The sequence below is a fragment of the Streptomyces sp. NPDC005496 genome, assembly GCF_042872045.1.
Classification (GTDB): Bacteria; Actinomycetota; Actinomycetes; order Streptomycetales; family Streptomycetaceae; genus Streptomyces.
Genome location: NZ_JBIAJQ010000011.1, coordinates 19,786 through 37,217, shown reverse-complemented (window position 1 = coordinate 37,217; position 17,432 = coordinate 19,786). Strand labels below are relative to the sequence as shown.

General features: G+C 73.2%; 13 protein-coding genes and 1 pseudogene. 4 read left to right on the top strand and 10 right to left on the bottom strand.

The window, feature by feature from the left end; all coding sequences use genetic code 11:
* The first annotated feature begins 262 nt into the window (after positions 1-262).
* Complete coding sequence (locus ACFYQQ_RS29785) at positions 263-697, top strand: protease inhibitor (protein WP_355790386.1); 435 nt, start codon at positions 263-265, stop codon at positions 695-697.
* A gap of 214 nt (positions 698-911) precedes the next feature.
* Here the strand turns inward: ACFYQQ_RS29785 and ACFYQQ_RS29780 are convergent, their stop codons facing one another.
* From ACFYQQ_RS29780 to ACFYQQ_RS29770, 3 genes are read right to left on the bottom strand one after another with little or no spacing between them, the layout of a single operon-like run.
* Positions 912-1,115 (bottom strand): CDGSH iron-sulfur domain-containing protein, encoded by a 204-nt coding sequence (locus ACFYQQ_RS29780; protein ID WP_355790384.1) that lies wholly within the window; start codon positions 1,113-1,115, stop codon positions 912-914.
* Positions 1,096-1,725 (bottom strand): HemK2/MTQ2 family protein methyltransferase, encoded by a 630-nt coding sequence (locus tag ACFYQQ_RS29775; RefSeq protein WP_355790381.1) that lies wholly within the window; start codon positions 1,723-1,725, stop codon positions 1,096-1,098. The genes ACFYQQ_RS29780 and ACFYQQ_RS29775 overlap by 20 nt, the downstream gene beginning before the upstream one ends.
* Positions 1,726-1,771: 46 nt before the next feature.
* Positions 1,772-2,767 (bottom strand): iron-containing redox enzyme family protein, encoded by a 996-nt coding sequence (locus ACFYQQ_RS29770; protein ID WP_355790378.1) that lies wholly within the window; start codon positions 2,765-2,767, stop codon positions 1,772-1,774.
* 73 nt (positions 2,768-2,840) lie between these two features.
* Between ACFYQQ_RS29770 and ACFYQQ_RS29765 the strand changes: the two are divergent.
* Positions 2,841-3,448, top strand: a pseudogene (locus ACFYQQ_RS29765) (flavodoxin family protein).
* A 56-nt stretch (positions 3,449-3,504) separates the two neighbouring features.
* Here ACFYQQ_RS29765 and ACFYQQ_RS29760 read toward each other — a convergent pair.
* Complete coding sequence (locus ACFYQQ_RS29760; protein ID WP_356241454.1) at positions 3,505-4,524, bottom strand: Ppx/GppA family phosphatase; 1,020 nt, start codon at positions 4,522-4,524, stop codon at positions 3,505-3,507.
* Positions 4,525-4,661: 137 nt separating this feature from the next.
* On the opposite strand from ACFYQQ_RS29760, the gene ACFYQQ_RS29755 reads away from it, so the two are divergent.
* Positions 4,662-6,245: a bifunctional phosphatase PAP2/diacylglycerol kinase family protein gene (locus ACFYQQ_RS29755; protein WP_388905775.1), complete on the top strand. Its 1,584-nt coding sequence runs from the start codon at positions 4,662-4,664 to the stop codon at positions 6,243-6,245.
* Positions 6,246-6,281: 36 nt separating this feature from the next.
* Here ACFYQQ_RS29755 and ACFYQQ_RS29750 read toward each other — a convergent pair whose 3' ends face one another.
* From ACFYQQ_RS29750 to ACFYQQ_RS29725, 6 genes are all read right to left on the bottom strand, one after another.
* Complete coding sequence (locus ACFYQQ_RS29750; protein ID WP_355793282.1) at positions 6,282-7,784, bottom strand: MFS transporter; 1,503 nt, start codon at positions 7,782-7,784, stop codon at positions 6,282-6,284.
* A 1,055-nt stretch (positions 7,785-8,839) separates the two neighbouring features.
* A complete protein-coding gene (locus tag ACFYQQ_RS29745; RefSeq protein WP_388905772.1) occupies positions 8,840-11,656 on the bottom strand; it encodes an NHLP bacteriocin export ABC transporter permease/ATPase subunit in 2,817 nt (938 codons plus the stop codon).
* Position 11,657: 1 nt separating this feature from the next.
* Positions 11,658-13,895 (bottom strand): NHLP family bacteriocin export ABC transporter peptidase/permease/ATPase subunit, encoded by a 2,238-nt coding sequence (locus ACFYQQ_RS29740; protein ID WP_355785503.1) that lies wholly within the window; start codon positions 13,893-13,895, stop codon positions 11,658-11,660.
* Entirely contained in the window at positions 13,892-14,701 is an 810-nt protein-coding gene (locus ACFYQQ_RS29735; protein WP_355785506.1) for an HlyD family efflux transporter periplasmic adaptor subunit, read from the bottom strand. The genes ACFYQQ_RS29740 and ACFYQQ_RS29735 overlap by 4 nt, the downstream gene beginning before the upstream one ends.
* Before the next feature lie 91 nt (positions 14,702-14,792).
* Positions 14,793-15,008 carry a type A2 lantipeptide gene (locus ACFYQQ_RS29730; protein WP_121407520.1) on the bottom strand — a complete coding sequence of 72 codons (216 nt, stop codon included), beginning with the start codon at positions 15,006-15,008 and terminating at the stop codon, positions 14,793-14,795.
* 457 nt (positions 15,009-15,465) lie between these two features.
* Entirely contained in the window at positions 15,466-15,879 is a 414-nt protein-coding gene (locus ACFYQQ_RS29725) for a PaaI family thioesterase (RefSeq protein ID WP_355785509.1), read from the bottom strand.
* A gap of 118 nt (positions 15,880-15,997) precedes the next feature.
* Here ACFYQQ_RS29725 and ACFYQQ_RS29720 point away from each other — a divergent pair, with 118 nt between their 5' ends.
* The gene (locus tag ACFYQQ_RS29720; protein ID WP_388905767.1) at positions 15,998-17,344 is read left to right on the top strand and encodes a S1 family peptidase; all 1,347 of its coding nucleotides are present in this window, start codon (positions 15,998-16,000) and stop codon (positions 17,342-17,344) included.
* Positions 17,345-17,432: the final 88 nt, after the last annotated feature.

Sequence of the window (17,432 nt, the reverse complement as noted above, 5' to 3'; positions counted from 1 at the left end):
GCAGGCCGAACCGGAATGTTTCAGGCCTATTGCCGAGCCGTGGGAAACCGGCCAGCGGGCCGATTCCGGCGATCACCGACCCCGTAGCCATGGGGCTTGCACGTTCGAATTCTGTGACTTCGCGCCACTGATTCAATACTCAAAGTTACCGAAACGCGTGGGGTCGATGTGTGTTTCCGTGCCGGACTCGGCAGACTCGCGCTCGCCGCACCGGCAACCAACCCGAGCCGGTACGCCTCCGAACAGCGGAAGGATGCACACAATGCCGAACACCGCGCGCTGGGCAGCGACCCTGACCCTCACGGCCACCGCCGTCTGCGGACCCCTCGCCGGCTCCGCCCTCGCAGCCCCCACCCCCGCGCCCGCCTCGCTCTACGCCCCCTCGGCCCTGGTGCTCACCACCGGGCACGGCGACGGCGCGGAGGGCGTCACGCCCGAACGGGCGGTCACTCTGAGCTGTGCCCCGACCGCCTCGGGCACCCATCCGGACCCGGTCCGGGCGTGTGCCGAACTCCGCGCCTCCGGCGGGGACTTCGACGCCCTGGACGTCAGGGACGAGGTGATGTGCACCAAGCAGTTCGATCCGGTGGTCGTGACCGTCGACGGCGTATGGCAGGGCCGCCGCGTGTCGTACGAGCGCACCTTCGCCAACGAGTGCGTGAAGAACTCCTACGGGATGACCGTCTTCGCGTTCTGAGGGACCGGGATCGCGCGGCCCCCGTGAGCATCTGTCGAGGGCCGTAACTGGGGAGTGCGAGCCCCCGTCGCGGAGGACCACGTGATCTCGCACCGAGGGCCGGCAGGACGGAGTGGGGCCGTCCGCCGGCCCTCGGCATGTGCCCGGGGCGGAGCGCATCGCCGCATACGAGGGTGGCGTCCTGGAGCGGAGCACGGCGGAGGTCCGCCGGATCTCACGTCGGCTTCGAGCGCCGGTGACTGGTGTCGCACCAGGGGTAGCGGCGGCTGAGCCGGCAGGTGCACAGGGCGACGCGGAAGCGGTCGGAGGAGACGACGCTGCCGTCCTCCAGCTCGACCTCGACCGGGCCGTCCACCAGGAGCGGGCCGCGGCGCTGCACGGTGATCCGGCGCGCGGCGTCAGACGGGTCGTTCGGCACGTATGACCACCAGCTCTTCCTTCTCGTCGTCGGCGGAGAGCAGACCGCGTTCGCGCAGCCAGCCCTCCCGTTCGCGCAGCACGGGTCCGAAAGCGACCCAGCGCCGCTCCGTCACCGAGGCGGTCAGCCCGGCCGCCCGCAGCAGCCTGAGGGTGGGATCGGCCCCGCTCAGCGCCGAGTGGACCATCAGCAGCACGCCCCCCGGCCGCAGCAGGGCGGGCGCCTCGCGGCAGATCCGGTCCAGTACGAGCCGGCCGTCCTGACCGGCGTCCCAGGCCCGGGCGGCGCCCCGCGGCATGCTCTGGGCGCCGGGCGCGGGCACGTACGGCGGATTGGTGAGGATCAGGTCGAACGACTGGCCCGCCACCGGGGCGAAGAGGTTCCCGCGCACGATGCGCACGGGCAGTCCGGCCAGGCGGGCGTTCAGCCGGGCGGTGCACACGGCCCGCCACGAGACGTCCACGGCTGTCACCCGGCCGCCCTTCCGCGCGGCTTCCAGGGCCAGGGCGCCGGTACCCGTGCAGACGTCCAGCACCCGGGCCCCGGGTGCGAGCGGCTCGTCGGCCAGCGCGTCGACCAGCAGAGTGGTGTCATCCTGTGGGGCGTACACGCCCGGGAGTGCCAGAGGTTTCACGCGGGGCCGAGTACCCGGGGAATCATGAAATATGGGTATCCCGCATCGTGGACCTTCCGACCCTCCACTCCGCGAGGAGACGCTCGGCGAGACGGTCCTCCAGATGGCCGGTGGCGTCGATGCCGAAGACCACGTCGGCCTCCAGGTGCGGCTCCTCGGCCAGCAGGCCGCCGATCACGTCACGGCGGACGACCTGCTCGTGCACCGCGTCGGCCTCGACGTGCTCGTCGTAGAAGAACTCGGCCGCGGGGCCCGCGCCGGTACGCCGCATGGCCTCCGCGAGCCGGTGGGACCCGGGCGAGGAGGTGATCTCGACCGCCGCGAAGTGGCCGACCAGGGCGCCGCGCAGCGACCGGTGCAGACCGAAGAGGGACATCATGTTGACGACGGCCAGCATCTCGGCGGACCCCGAGTCCAGGTAGGCGCCGTACGCCGTGTCCAGCCCCAGGTCCTCCATCATGTCGGCGAAGAGCTGGGCGTGCACCCGTTCGGCCCTGCCGCCGCCGTACTCGTCGAACTCGACGGCCGCCATGCCCGCCTTGGCCCGGCCCCACAGCCGTGGCAGCACCCAGGCGTGCGGGTCGGCCTCCTTCAGGTGGTAGAGCGAGCGCTGGGCCACGTACTCGCGGACCTGCCACAACTCGCCCTCGTCGCGCAGATGGTGGCTGACTCCGGTACCCTCCGCCGGCTCCACGAGCAGTTCCTTGACCGCCGCCTCGACGCTGTCGTGCACCTGGGTGTCGGCGCGCAGGGCGCTCAGGAACCGGTCCTCCAGGGCCCGCCGGGTCCTCAGCAGCTCCGGGTCCCACTCCAGGTCCGGATCGACCCCGGCGAAGCCCCGGTAGTGCAGTTCGTAGCAGCAGTACAGGGCCAGCTGCAGGTCGTCGCCGTAGGGCGACGCCGCCCGGACGTCCTCGGGCGTGGGGAGGGCGCCCGTGCCCGTCAGGTGGGCGGTGACGGCCGTCGAGAGGGGGCCGCGGCCCCGCGGCAGCTTCGGTCCTGGACGATCTTCTGTCATGGCGGCCGGGTACCCGCCACGCGCCAGGTCATCCGCGGTGTGGGGACGCGCCGGGCGGGTACTCCGAGGCGTCATGAAGGCACTCGTCGTCAACTGCACGCTCAAGCGGTCCCCCGCACCCTCCAACACCGAGGCCCTGGCCGAGTGGTCGTCGGGCAGCTGGTAAAGGAGGGCGTCGCCGTCGAGGTCGTACGCGCCGTCGACCTGGACATCCTGCCGGGTGTGACCAGCGAGGCCGCCGGCGAGGGCGACGCCTGGCCGGGCGTCCACGAGAAACTCCTGGCCGCGGACATCCTGGTGATGGCGTCGCCGACCTGGGTCGGCCGGCCCTCGTCCGTAGCCCAGCGGGTGCTCGAACGCATGGACGGCATGCTGTCCGAGACCGACGACCAGGGCCGGCCCGTGGCCTACAACCGCGTCGCGGGCGTCGTCGTCACCGGCAACGAGGACGGCGCGCACCACGTGATCAGCGAGATCTCCGGCGCGCTCGCCGACATCGGCTACACCATCCCCGGCCAGGCATGGACGTACTGGCACCTGGGCCCCGGACCCGGCCCCGACTACCTGGACGACGAGCGCGGCCGGGAATGGTCGCACCGCACCGGCCGGGCCATGGCGGCCAACCTGTACGGCGTCGCGCGCGCCCTGGCCGAGAACCCGCTCGCAGCGCCGCCGCAGTGAGGCGGCGGTCCCGCCCGGCCTGGTGCGGACAGGTCACCCGGAGCCGGAGTGCCGGGTCAGCGGGCCTGCGCCGCGATGCGCAGCGGCACGGTCCCCGCGCCGGTGGGCGGAGGCGGCATGTCGTCGCAGTGCTCGCTGATCTCGGCCCACCAGGACCCGCCCTCCTCGATGTGCCTCAGCAGTACGCCCTCGCGGATCGCCCACGGGCAGATGCTGACCCTCTTCAGGCCCGTGAGCTTCATCGTCGTGTGCCCGACCACCGCGCCGGCGAGGCTCTGCGCGGCACGGGGCGCCGAGATGCCGGGGAGCCGGGCGCGTTCGCGGGCCGGGAGGGCGGCCAGGCGCGGGATCGCGGCGCCCAGCTCCCTGCGGTGCAGCTCCCGCTCCACGAAGGGCCCGTTGCGACCGGGCGCCGTCCCGCACAGCCGCGCGAGCTGCTGGAACGTCCGCGAGGTGGCCACCGCCGTACGGGGCCCCTCCCAGCGGATCCGCGCCGCGACGTCCCGCAACTGGTGGCGCACCCGGCGCCGCAGCGCCCGCAGCGCCTCCGGCGTCGGCGGGTCCTGGTCCAGCAGGAACTCCTGCGTCAACCGGCTTGCGCCAAGCGGCAGCGAGGCCACGAAGTCCGGCAACCTGCCCCGGCCGAAGGCGACTTCCAGTGAGCCGCCGCCGATGTCCATCAGCGCGAGCGGCCCCGACCGCCAGCCCATCCATCTTCGGGCGCCGAGGAACGTGAGCTCGCCCTCCACCTCGCCCGGCAGGGTGCACAGCGGCACGCCTGTCTCGCTCCGTACGGCCCGCAGGATCTCCGTGCGGTTGGGCGCGTTGCGCACCACGGCGGTGGCGAACGCCAACGGGCCCACGGCACCCCACCGTTGAGCGGTCCGCGCGGCGGCGCGCACCGCGAGGACGAGTTGCTGCACCGATTCCTCGGGTATATGGCCGTCCGGTTCCACGTGTTCGGACAACCGTAGGCGCCACTTGGCCGTGTGCACCGGCAACGGCACCCCGCCCTCCGCGTCCGCGACAACCAGTCTGACAGTGTTCGATCCCACATCCACCACGCTCAGTCGCATGTCCCGGGAAGTACCCGGCTGCCGTCGAAGCACGCCCTCCTGGCGACCGCCGCACGGGTGCGCCGACCGGAGCAGCGGCGTCACCGGTCCGGGTCGCCCCGGATGCCGGTCGGGGCGCGATCCCGTAACGGTGGAGCATGGGTGTACTGGGCGAGTGGGACCGACTGCTGTTCACGCGGGTCGCCGGCACGCGGCTGCCGGGCGCCGATCCGGCGGTGACCCGGCTCAGCCGCTCCGCCGACCACGGCAGGCTCTGGCTGGGCGCCGCCGCCGGACTGGCGGTGCTCGGCGGCCGCACCGCCCGGCGGGCCGCCCTGCGCGGCGCCGGCTCGCTCGCCCTGGCCTCCTTCACCGTGAACACCGTCGTGAAGTGGGGCGCCCGGCGCCCCCGTCCGCTCCTCGACCATGTGCCGCCGGTACGGCACCTGCGGCGCCAGCCGCACACCACGTCCTTCCCCTCCGGGCACGCCGCCTCGGCCGCCGCCTTCGCCACCGGTGTCGCCCTGGAGTCCACCCGCTACGGCGCCCTGGTCGCGCCCCTGGCGGCGTCCGTCGCCTTCTCGCGGGTCTACGTCGGGGTGCACTACCCCGGAGACGTGCTGGCCGGCGCCGCCATCGGAGTCGGGGCCGCCGCGCTCACCTGCCGGTGGTGGCCCCCGCGCACCCCGGCCCCGGAGCGCGAACGTCCGGCGGCCGGCGCCCCCGCCCTGCCCGACGGCGAGGGACTGGTCGTCTTCGTCAACAGCGGCGCGGGCAACGGCGTGCCGAGTCCACCGCTGCCGGCCGTGGACCGGCTGCGCGGACTGCTGCCGCGGGCCGAACTGGTCGAGTGCGGCCCCGGGGACGACTTCACGCGGCTGCTCGCCGACTCGGTCGAGCGGGCCGCGCGGTCGGGCGGCGCGCTGGGAGTGTGCGGTGGCGACGGCAGCGTGAACGCGGCGGCCCGGGCGGCCGCACAGGCGGGCCTGGCACTCGCCGTGTTCCCGGGCGGCACCCTCAACCACTTCGCGCTGGACGTGGGCGTACCGGAGTTCGAGGACACCGCGGTCGCCGTCACACGGGGCGAGGCGGTGGCGGTGGACATCGGGGTGGCCGCGTCGGCGACGGGCGAGGAGGTGCGGTTCCTCAACACCTTCAGCATCGGGTTCTACCCGGAACTGGTCCGGATCCGCGAGCACTTGGAGAAGCGCTGGGGCAAGTGGCCGGCGGCGGCCGTGGCCACGGCCCGGGTCCTGCGCACGTCCACGCCCGTCGAGCTGCGTGTCGACGGCCGGCCGCGGCGGCTCTGGCTGCTGTTCGCGGGCAACGGCCGCTATCTGCCCGACGGTTTCGCCCCGACCTACCGGCCGCGCCTGGACGACGGGCTGCTGGACCTGCGGATGGTCGACGCCGGTCACCGTCTCGCGCGTACCCGGGTGCTCGTCTCCGCGGTGGCCGGGGCGCTGGGCCGCTCCCGCGTGTACAGCGGCGAGACCGTGCCACGGGTGGAGCTGGCCGGCCTCGCGGGGACGGGGCCGCTGGCCCACGACGGTGAAGTCGTCCGGTCCCCGGACGAGTTGACACTGACGAAGGCCGCGCGGGCACTGGTCGTCTACCGGCCGGCGCTGCCGCAGAACGAGCTCGCCCAGCAGGCGCGTCTCGCCGCCGCCACCGCCCGGTACCGGGCACGGGCGAGGGGCCGCCGTCTCCCTGAGGACGGCGGCCCCTCGGCTCGCGGGTGAACTCGCTCCGGACCGGCGTCGGCGGTCCGGACCCGCTCACATGTGGACGACCGGTGCGGCGTCCGGGTCCGGCTCCTGCGTCCCGCGGCGGTAGAGCAGGAAGGCGATGACCGTGCCCGCGACGAAGAAGCCGGCCGACCACCAGAAGGCGGTCGTATAGCTCTCGATCGTGGACTGCGCCTGCACGAGCTTGTCGGTGGCGTCCCGGCCGGCCAGGTAGCTCGTCGCGGCACTCGCGGCCAGGGTGTTCAGCAGGGCCGTGCCGATCGAACCGCCCACCTGCTGCATGGTGTTGACGGTCGCGGAGGCGACACCGGCGTCCTCGGCGGCCACCCCGCTCGTGGCGAGCGCCATCGCGGGCGGCATCACGATGCCGAGGCCCGCGCCGATCAGGATCACCTGGGGCAGTACGGCGGTGGAGAAGTCCGAGGCGACACCGATGCCGGTCAGCCACGCCATGCCGGCCGCGGCGATGGCGAAGCCCGCCGGGATGACTGCCTTCGGCCCGATACGCGGCACCAGGACGGTGGTGGAGAGCTGGGCCATGACCATCATGGCCGCGACCATCGGCAGGAAGGCGACGCCGGTCTTCGTGGGGCTGAAGCCGAGGTTCAGCTGGAGGTAGTAGGTGAGGAAGAGGAAGACACCGAACATGCCCGCACCTGTGATGAGCACGGCGACGAAGGACGCGGCGCGGTTGCGGTCGAGCAGGACGCGCAGCGGCAGCAGCGGGTGCTTGGCCCGGGTCTGCCACCAGCCGAACACGGCGAGCAGCAGGCCGCCGGCGACCAGGAAGCCCCAGGTGGCGGGCGAACTCCAGTCGTGGGTCTCGGCGTTGGAGAAGCCGTAGACCACGGCGAAGAGACCGGAGGAGACCAGCAGGGTGCCCGGCAGGTCGAGCTTGGAGTTCGCCGCGTCACGGTGGTTGCCGAGCAGCATCCAGCCGCCGACGAAGGCGACGATCGCGAAGACGACGTTGACGTAAAGCGTCCAGCGCCAGTCGAGCGCGTCGGTCAGGACACCGCCGAGCAGCAGTCCGACCGCACCGCCGGCGCCCGCGATGGCGCCGTACACGCTGAATGCCTTGGCGCGGTCCCGGGCCTCGGTGAACGTCGTGTTCAGCAGTGAGAGCGCGGCGGGGGCGAGCAGTGCGCCGAACACGCCCTGGAGGGCGCGCGCCATCACCAGCATGCCGAAGCTGGTGGACGCGCCGCCGAGCACGGACGCCCCGGCGAAGCCGGCGACGCCGACGAGGAAGGCGGGCTTGCGCCCGAAGAGGTCGGCTATCCGCCCGCCGAGCAGCAGCAGGGAAGCGAAGGCCAGCGAGTAGGCGGTGACGATCCACTGCCGGTTGCCGTCGGAGAAGCCGAGGTCCGCCTGGGCGGAGGGCAGTGCGATGTTCACGATGGTGGCGTCGAGGACCACCATCAGCTGCGCGATGCCGACGATCGCGAGGATCCACCACCGCTTCGCCGGATGCGCCGCGGGCGCTTCCGCCGCACCCGCGCGGGTGCTTTCGGTCAGGGTCGGGGACATCAGAGAACGCTCCAGGGAAGTTGCGCTGCGTTACGGATACGTAAACGAAACGGTTTCGTACACGTCGAGCGTAGACCACGCCGATCGAAACGGCAAAGTTTCGCTTGCGCGACACCGCTCTCACGCCCGGGCCGGGAGCGCCGCCCGCCTGGGAGCACCGCCCGCCGGTGGCATCGACCGCCCGGGAGCCCCGGCTGGCCGGGGGCATCGGCGTCCCTGGAGCACCGGCCCGCACGGAGCGCCGGAGCGCCGGCCCCCTGGAGCACCGGCCCCCTGGAGCGCCGGCCCCCTGGAGCGCCGGCTGCCCAGGACTGCCTGCCGGCCAGGCGCACCCGGCGGCCCGGAGCGCCGGAGCACCGGCCGCCGCAGGGCGTCGGCGCGCGACACCGCCCTCACACCCCGGCCGGGGAGGCCGCCCGCCTGGGAGCACCGCCCGCCGGTGGTACCGGCCGCCCCGGAGTCCCGGCCGGCCGGGGGCGGCGGCGGCCCGGGAGCACCGGCCCGCACGGAGCGCCGGAGCGCTGGCCCTCTGGAGCGCCGGCTGCCCAGGACTGCCGGCCGGCCGGGCGCACGCGCCGGCCCGGACCGCCGGAGCGCCGGCCGCCGCAGGGCATCGGCGGGCCCGGAGCGCCTGCCGCGCGGGGGTATCGGGCGGCCCGAAGCCCTTGCCGCTCGGGAGTACCGGCTGCCCTGGGGCGTCGGCGGCCCGGAGCACCGGCCGCCCTGGAGCACCGGCTGCCCCGGGGCGCAGGCTGCCTGGGATCACCGGTCGGCTCGGAGCGCCGGAACGCCGGGCGCCTGGGCCTCGGCCGACCCGGAGCGCCGCTGCCCCGTCACCAGCGGCCTCGGGGCACCCGCCAGTCCGTTGCGCCTACTGCCCCGGCCGCCCCGGGGTACCGGCCGCCCGGCGGCACCGGTCCCGCCACGGCACCGAGCCCGCCGCACCGAGTGCCCGGCGGCGCCGATCGTCCCCGCCGCACCGGCGGCGCGGCGGGCGTCCTCGCGTAGGAGGCCGGGTCCCCTCGGGGACGCCGGTCTCGGCCTGCGTCGGTGGGTGCTCAGTGCATCTGGCGTCGTACCAGCTCGTGCAGCCGGCCGCCCGTGTCCGCGAGGAGTTGCGCGGGGGGACCCTGCTGCGCGATCCGGCCGTCCTCCATCACGATGACGCGGTCCGCGTCCATGACGGTGGACAGGCGGTGCGCGATCACCACGCGCGTGGCGTCGAGCGCCCGGGTGCTCTCGATGACCGTGCGCTGCGTCTCGTTGTCCAGCGCGCTGGTCGCCTCGTCGAGGAACAGGATCCGAGGCCGGCGGATCAGCGCCTGAGCGATCATCAGGCGCTGCCGCTGGCCGCCCGAGACCGCGCCGCTGCCCGAGACGATGGTGTGCAGCCCCATCGGCATCCGCCGGATGTCCTCCGCCAGGCCGGCCATCTCGGCCGCCGCCATCGCCTCCTCGGGCGTGTACGGCTCCGTGCCGCAGATGCAGTCCAGGATCGACCCGGTGAACGGCTGGGCGTGCTGGAGCACCACCCCGCACTGACGGCGCACGGCCGACTGGTCGAGGGCCGCCAGATCCTGACCGTCGTACAGCACGCTGCCCGAGACCGGCCGGTCGAAGCCGATGAGCAGCCGCAGCAGCGTGGACTTGCCGCAGCCGCTCGGCCCCACGATCGCCACGAACTCGCCCGGCCGGACGGCGAAGGACACGTCGTCCAGGACGAGCGGACCGTCGTCGGAGTACCGGAAGGAGAGCCCGCGCGCCTCGATCCCCCCGGACAGCGGGCCCGGTCGCGTGCTCGCCGTACGCACCTCGGGCGTCGCGTCCAGCACCGGCCTGATCTCCTCGAACATCGGGAGCGCGGCCGCCGCCGAGACGAACGCGCTGGTCAGCTGGGTGACCGAGGTGAGCAGCATGGTGACCGAGGTGTTGAAGGTGAGGAACTCCGCGGCCGTCAGGGAGCCGCGCGCCGGGCCCGCCAGCAGCATGAACATCAGCAGCGAGCACAACGGCAGGTACACCGCGCCCAGCACGGTCGTGAGGTTCTTGATGCGGCCGACCCTCTGCTGCAGTTCACGGCTGCGCGCGAACTCGCCCGCCCAGGCCGCGTACGCGTAGTTCTCCGCCGCGGCGACGCGCAGCTTCGGCAGCCCGCGCAGGGTCTGGAAGGCCTGGTTGTTCAGCTTGTTGCCGAGCACGACCAGCCTGCGCTGCCAGCGCACCTGCCACAGACCGAGTCCCAGGAACACGGCCGCGATGACGACGAGCATCCCGATCGCGGCCAGCGCCATCGGCACGCTGTACCAGAGCAGCAGGCCCAGGTTCATCGCGCCGACCGTGCCGGCCTGGAGGACCGTGGGCCCGACACCCGCCAGCAGTCGGCGGATCGAGCTGATCCCCATGGCGGCACTCGCCAGCTCACCGGTCGAACGCGAGGTGAAGAACGTCGTCGGAAGCCTCAACAGCCGGTCCCACACCGCCGGTTGCAGCACCGCCTCGATGCGTCCCTCCATCCGCAGCACGGTCAGGTTCTGCAGCAGCATGAACGCCGCGGACACCACGCCGGACACCATGACGGCCAGGCAGACCTGCGCGATCAGCCCGTGCTGCGCCTTGGGGACGTACTCGCCGAGCACCTTGCCGGTGGCGATCGGCACGAGCGCCCCGATCGCCACCGTCACCAGACCGCTGATCGCCAGATTGCGCAGATCGCCGCCGCTGCCCCGCAGGCAGAACCGCATCAGGCGCAGCGGGCTCAACCGGCGTTCGGGCAACGGCCGGTAGAACATCACGCCCCGCGGCTCGAACTCCGCCGCGTTGGCCTTCTCCACCGGTGTCTCGCGGCCCGAGGACGGGTGCACCGCCACGTATCCGCCGCGCCGCCACAGCAGCGCCACCGGCGCCCCCGACACGGCACGGTGGCCCACCAGCGGACCGATGTCGTCGCGCCACCAGCGCCCGTCGAGGCGCACGGCCCGGGCCCGTACGCGCGAGGCCAGGGCGATGCGCTCGACCGGGTCGAGCCGCTCGCCGTCGGCACCGCCGCGCGCGGGCTGCGCGAGCGTGATCCCGGCCGCCCGGGCGACCAGTTCGCAGGCCGCGTAGGTGGCGTCCGCGTCGGCGGCGGTCGGTCGCCTGCCCGACTGCCTGCCGATCGACGCCAGCAGGGTGCGGTCGGCCTGGGCGCGGACGGCCTCGCCCGCCTCGATGCCGGCCGCCGTACGGTGCTCGTGGTGCTCCTCCAACCGCTCGATCCACCGGTCGAGCGTGGCAAGCAGGCGGTACTGCTGGTCGACCATGCCCTGCCAGACACCTGGGTCCATCAGCAGGTCGGCCGCCGCCTCAGCGCCGTACAGGGAGCCGTACTGCACACTCCCGGGCGGCACCTGCATCCAGAAGACGTCGTCGTCGGTGGGCGCCGCGGCGCTCTCCGTGGCCATCGGCGCCTGGAAGAGGATCGACAGACTGCGGCCGACACCGAGCGCGAGGGCGTACTCCAGCGGGCTCGATGTCGGCGGCACGTACTGGGGGTTGCCGTACGCGTCGTACGACCAAGTCTGCGTGGGGGCCTGCTGGTACAGCTCGCGGAGCCCGATCCGGCGCACCGCGCAGTCCCGCGACGGCCGCCCCACGAGCGTGTGCTGGGGCCCCGCGACCGGGCCGAGCAGCAGCGAACCCGCCTCCAGGCGGCCCAGATGGTGCCAGTGTCCCTGCAGGGCCGCGTCCACCGCGAACAGGTCCATGGCCCCCGCCGCGACGAGCCACAGGACCTGAGGGCCCTCCAGGTCGAGCCGGTTGGACCCGGCGCAGTCGACCGGCGTCCCCATGCCGCCGAGCGCCCCGAGGACGAGGTCGCCGTCCTGAACCGTCGTCATCTCAACGCTCCCTGACCAGCTCGGCGTACGGACCGCCGGCGACCACCAGGGCGTCGTGCCGGCCCCGCTCCACGACCGTGCCGTGCTGGAGCACCACGATCTCGTCGCTGTCGCGCACCGTGCTCAGCCGGTGCGCGATCACCACGCAGGCACAGCCGCGCCTGCGCAGGTTGTCCATGACGACCTGCTCGGTCTCCGCGTCCAGCGCGCTGGTCACCTCGTCGAGCACCAGGATGCTGGGCCTGCGCACCAACGCCCGCGCGATCTCCAGGCGTTGCCGCTGACCGCCGGAGAAGTTCCGCCCGTCCTGCTCGACCCGGCTGTGGATGCCCCCCGGCCTGCGCGTCACCACGTCGTACAGCGCCGCGTCGTGCAGCGCCTCGGTGACCGCGTCGTCCGGGATCGAGGGGTCCCACAGCGCCACGTTGTCCCGGACGGTCCCCTCGAAGAGGAACACGTCCTGGTCGACGAAGGAGACGGAGGCGGCGAGCGCGCCGCGCGGGATGTCCTCAAGACGCCGACCGTCGATGCGGATCGTGCCCTCCCACGGGGCGTACAGCCCCGAGATCAGCCGCGACACCGTCGACTTGCCGCTGCCGGAGCCGCCGACCAGCGCGACCTGCTGCCCCGGCCCCACCGTGAGCGAGAACCCGGTGAGCAGCGGCTTGTCGAGCGGGCTGTAGCCGAACGTGACGTTCTCCAGCTCGACATGGCCGTGCAGCCGCCTGGTGGAGTCGCCGGTGCCGCCACGCGCGTAGAGCGGATCGGCCTCGAAGTTCTCCACGTCCTTGAGCCGGGCCACGTCGGCCGCGAAGTCCTGGATGCGGCCCGCGACCCCGTTGAGCCGGGTGATCGGCGCGGTGAAGCGGGTCACCAGCGCCTGGAAGGCGACGAGCAGTCCCACCGAGATGTGCCCCTCGACGGCGCGCAGGCCGCCGATCCACAGGATCAGCGCGCTGTTCAGCGTCGCCAGTGTGGGCGCGACCACCCCCAGCCAGGCGCTCGGCACGCCGAGCCGCTGCTGCTCCTCCAGAGTGGTGGCGTGCTGCCCGGCCCACTTGCGGAAGTAGCCGTCCTCACCGCCGGTGGCCTTCATCGTCTCGATCAACTGGAGGCCGGTATAAGCGGTGTTGGTCAGCCGGGCGCTGTCCGCCCGCAGCTTCGCGGTCCGGTTGGCTCGCAGCCGGATCACCACCCGCATCGCCACCACGTTCAGCAGCGCGACGCCGGTGCCCACGGCCGTCAGCTGCGGGTCGTACGTGTAGAGCAGCACGGCGTACAGCACCACCACGACCGCGTCCACCCCGGCCGCCGCGAGGTCGCGGGCCAGGGTCTCGGCCACCGCGTCGTTCGACTGGAGCCGCTGGACCAGGTCCGCCGGGCTGCGCTGGGAGAAGAAGGTGACCGGCAGCCGCAGCAGGTGCCGCAGGAAACGGGCGCTGCTGAGCGTGGAGGAGATGAGCCGCCCGCGCAGCAGGTTCGCCTGCTGGAGCCAGGTGAGAACCACCGTGAGCAGTACGGAGGCGCCCATGGACGCGAACAGCACGCCCAGCAGCGACGTCTGACCGCCGATCAGGAACATGTCGATGTAGGTGCGGCTCAGCGCGGGCACCGCCGCGCCGACCGCCACCAGCAGCAGACTCGACAGCACGGCGGCGGGCATGGTGCCCGACGTTCCGCGCAGCCGGGCCGGCATGGCACCCAGGATTCCCGGCCTGCGGCCGCCCCGGCGGAAGTCGGGGCCCGGCTCCATGACCAGGACGACGCCGGTGAAGCTGGTGTCGAAGTCCTCCATCGGGACGAAACGGCGGCCCTTGGCGGGGTCGTTGACGTGCACCCCGCGCCGGCCGAGCCGGCGCCCCATCCCGTCGTAGACGACGTAGTGGTTGAACTCCCAGAACAGGATCGCGGGCGCGCGCACCTCGGCGAGCGCGCTCGTGTCCATCTGCATGCCCTTGGCCGTCAGGCCGTAACTCCGGGCGGCCTTCAGCAGGTTGCTGGCCCGTGAGCCGTCGCGGGAGACCCCGCAGGCGATGCGCAGCTCCTCCAGCGGGATGTGCCGCCCGTAGTGGCCGAGCACCATGGAGAGGGAGGCGGCGCCGCACTCCACGGCCTCCATCTGGAGGACGGTGGGGGTGCGGACCGTCTTCCCGCGGCCCTTGGGCACGGTGCGCCGGGGCGGGGCGGCGCGGCGTCTGCCCCGGACGGGTGGCGGGAGGGTGTCCTGGGGAGCGGTCACGGCAGAAGCCAATCGACGGGGCGCTGATCGGCCAGGCGGATCGAACCCGTGGCCAGGGTCATGGAGTCCAGGGCGTACGGCGGCCCGTCGGCGGACGACCACCGGTAGCCGCTCTTCGTGCCGGAAGACCGGTCGAGGCGGACCAGGACGGCCACCGGCCTGCCCTTCTCGGTGAACTGCTCGCCCAACTGGCTGTCACCGAGGTAGGCGGTGATCTGCTGCCGGGTCTGCGCGGTCCGGTCGACCGCCTTCACATGACCGCGCAGGACGCCGTATTGCTGCGTCGGCACGGACTGGACGGTCAGGTCCACCGCCGCGTCGACCGGGATGCCCGAGGCGTTCTCCGCCGGGACGTACACGGTCGCGTACAGGGGGTCGCCGACGCGGGCGACCTTCTCCACGGCGGCGACGTTCGCGCCCGTGGTGATGATCGCCCCGATGGTCGCGGCGAGCGCGGTGATCCGGCCAGCGGCGACGGTGCGGACGACCCTCTTCTCGCCCTCGGCCGTGCGGACTTCGAGGACGGGGGAGTTCGCGGGGAGCCGCCGGCCCTCCTCGGCGAGAACCGCGGTGACCTGCCCGGCGACCGGACTCTGCAGGACGTAGCTGCCCTCCCCGTGCGTGAGGACGGCGGGGGCGCTGACCGTGGACGCGACGGTGCCCGTCACGGCCCACACGGACGCGGCGGCCATGACGACGACCGTCACGGACAGGACGAGCCAGCCCTGGGGGCGGGCGAAACGCACCGGGAGGTCGAGTTCCTCCGGCGACTGCAGCTTGGTGAGGGCCTGTTGGCGGAACTGCACGGGTCTTCCCTCGGCTGTCCGGGAGAGTCAGGGCATCCGAGAGTCCCGGAACCGGGGAGTGGTTCCGGGACTCGACGGCGCGTGGATGCGATCAGAGACCGGCGACCAGGCCGGTGACCGGGGCGGTGTTCAGGCCGGTCACACCCTCGACGGTGCCGACGACGGTGCCCACGAGGCCGGAGACCGGGGCGACCGAGTCCACGAGGTCCGTGACGGTGCCGACGGCCTGGACGGACAGGCCGCCCGCGACGTTGTCGAGCTCGGCGTCGGAGATCTCGACGGTCGCAACCTGGGGGGTGGAGTTCATGATGGAACTTCCCTTCGTATGGGGATTCATAAGGGGGGAGCGGCCCCCTCTGGGGACAGATGGTCGGCCGCGACCGCGGGCTTGCGGCTCCCGTCTCCGGGAACCTTCGTGCGAACCGCGGTGCCACGGATCAAAGCACGGTGGCGCGCCGCCCTTCCAATCAATCAGGGCTCCGACCAGGGCACTTGGGAGCCGAGGCGGTCCAAGCGTGCAGGCGTGCCCACGTCTCGGCGGCGACTTCTTCACATGCTGCGCGGCATCGGTTCGCGCTACCCCTTGCCTCCCGGAGTCCGAAAGGGACAGTCCGGGCCCGGGGCGCGGCGCACGGCGGCCGCGTGTGCAGATCCGCCGTGCGCGGTGCCCTCGTTGCGCATTCGATGTGCAGATTCGCTGAAGCCGGGATTCCGCTCCGTGTCCTGGACGGAACGTCACCAGGCGACTCCGGAGGGTGCCGTCCTCAGCCCAGCAGCGCGTACACCGTGCTCGCCCGCGCCACGACGTCGTCCGACCCCTCGGCGGTCATGGTGATGTCAGCGAAGGCCATCCGGCGGCCCAGCTTGGTGAGGACCGACTCCACCGAGACGTTCGCGTCCGTGACGGCCCGTTGGAAACTCGTGGACTGCTGCACCGTCGTCATCGGCACGAAGCCGCCGCGTGCCGCCGAGACCGCGATCACGGTCGCCGTGTCGGCGGCCGCCATCAGCGCCTGACCGGACAGGGAGCCGCCGGTACGGGCCAGCCGGGCCGACCACGGGAGCCGCAGGACGGCCCGGTCGTCCCCCAACTGCCGTACGGAAAGGCCCAGGTCGAGCACCCAGGGGGCGAAGTTGTCGGCGAGGATCCGGTCGGCTTCGGCGCGTGTCAGTGTCATGCGGCGATTCTTCCCCCGTTGAACGCCCCGGACGGCCCGTGCGTATCAACTGCCATCCAGGCGCCCCCAGTCAGCTGCCGGACGGCGGCTCGGACCCCGCCCCCCAGGAGGTCGAGAGTTGAGTCACAAACGCATACCCAAGCGCAAGGCCGCGATCGCGGCAGGAAGCGTGGTGGCGCTCGGAGCGGCGGCACTCGTGCTGCCCAACGCCATGGCGTCCCAGACGGACCAGGCGGACGCTCCCCGTACCTTCAAGGCGGCCGACGCCTCGGACGTCGCGGCGCAGCTCGCGTCCCGGCTCGGCGACGCCTTCGCCGGCTCGTACTACGACGCCGGCAGGCAGCAGATCATCATCAACGTCGTCGGTGACGACAGCGAGGTCGTCAACGAGATCCGCGAGGCCGGTGCCGTCCCCAACCAGGTGGACAACAGCACCGCCACCCTCAAGGCCGCCGCCAGAACGCTGCGGACGGACGCGACGATCCCCGGCACCGCCTGGTCCGTCGACCCGAAGACCAACGAGATCCGGGTCACCGCGGACAGCACCGTCACCGGCGCCCGCTGGAACCAGCTCACCTCGACCGTCAAGTCGCTCGGCTCCGACGTCGCGACCGTCAAGCGCTCCTCCGGCACCTTCAAGACGTTCGTGGAGGGCGGCGACGCCATCTTCGGCGGCGGGGCCCGCTGCTCCCTCGGCTTCAACGTGACGGCGGACGACGGCAGTCCGGCGTTCCTGACGGCCGGTCACTGCGGCGTCGCCGCCGCCGAGTGGTCGGACGCGCAGGACGGCGCCCCGATCGCCACCGTCGACCAGGCCACCTTCCCCGGGGCCGGCGACTTCGCGCTGGTCAAGTACGACGACCCGAACACCGAGGCCCCCAGCACCGTAGACGTCGGCGACGGCAAGACGGTGGAGATCGCCCAGGCCGCGGAGGCGACCGTGGGCCAGCAGGTCCTGCGCATGGGCAGCACGACGGGTCTGAACGACGGCAGCGTGACGGGCCTCGACGCCACCGTGAACTACCCGGAGGGCACGGTGGCCGGTCTCATCCAGACCGACGTCTGCGCCGAACCCGGGGACAGCGGCGGCTCCCTGTTCACGCAGGACGGCAGCGCGATCGGCCTGACCTCGGGCGGCAGCGGCGACTGCACCAACGGCGGGGAGACGTTCTTCCAGCCCGTCACCACCGCGCTGGAGGCGGTCGGCGCGACCCTCGGCGCCGGCGGAGCGGGCGCGGGCGACGAGGCCGGCGACCAGGCGGGCGACCAGGCCGGCGAGGAGGGCCAGGCCGGTGCCGGTGAGGAAGGGGCCGGCGCCGGCGGGGACGAGCAGGCCGGAGGCGGCGGCGAGGCGGTCGACCCCTCGGCCCCGGCGGACGGCGCGGCCGATGACGGCTCGGGCGCGGCCGACGACGGCTCAGGCGCGGCTGTCGACGGCTCAGGCGCGGCTGTCGAGGGCCACTGACACCGGCCGGCCGCGACCGGTGACCCACGGGTGAGGACAGCGCCCGGGTCACCGGCACAGGAACCGCCGTACCGGACGCAAAAGCGGT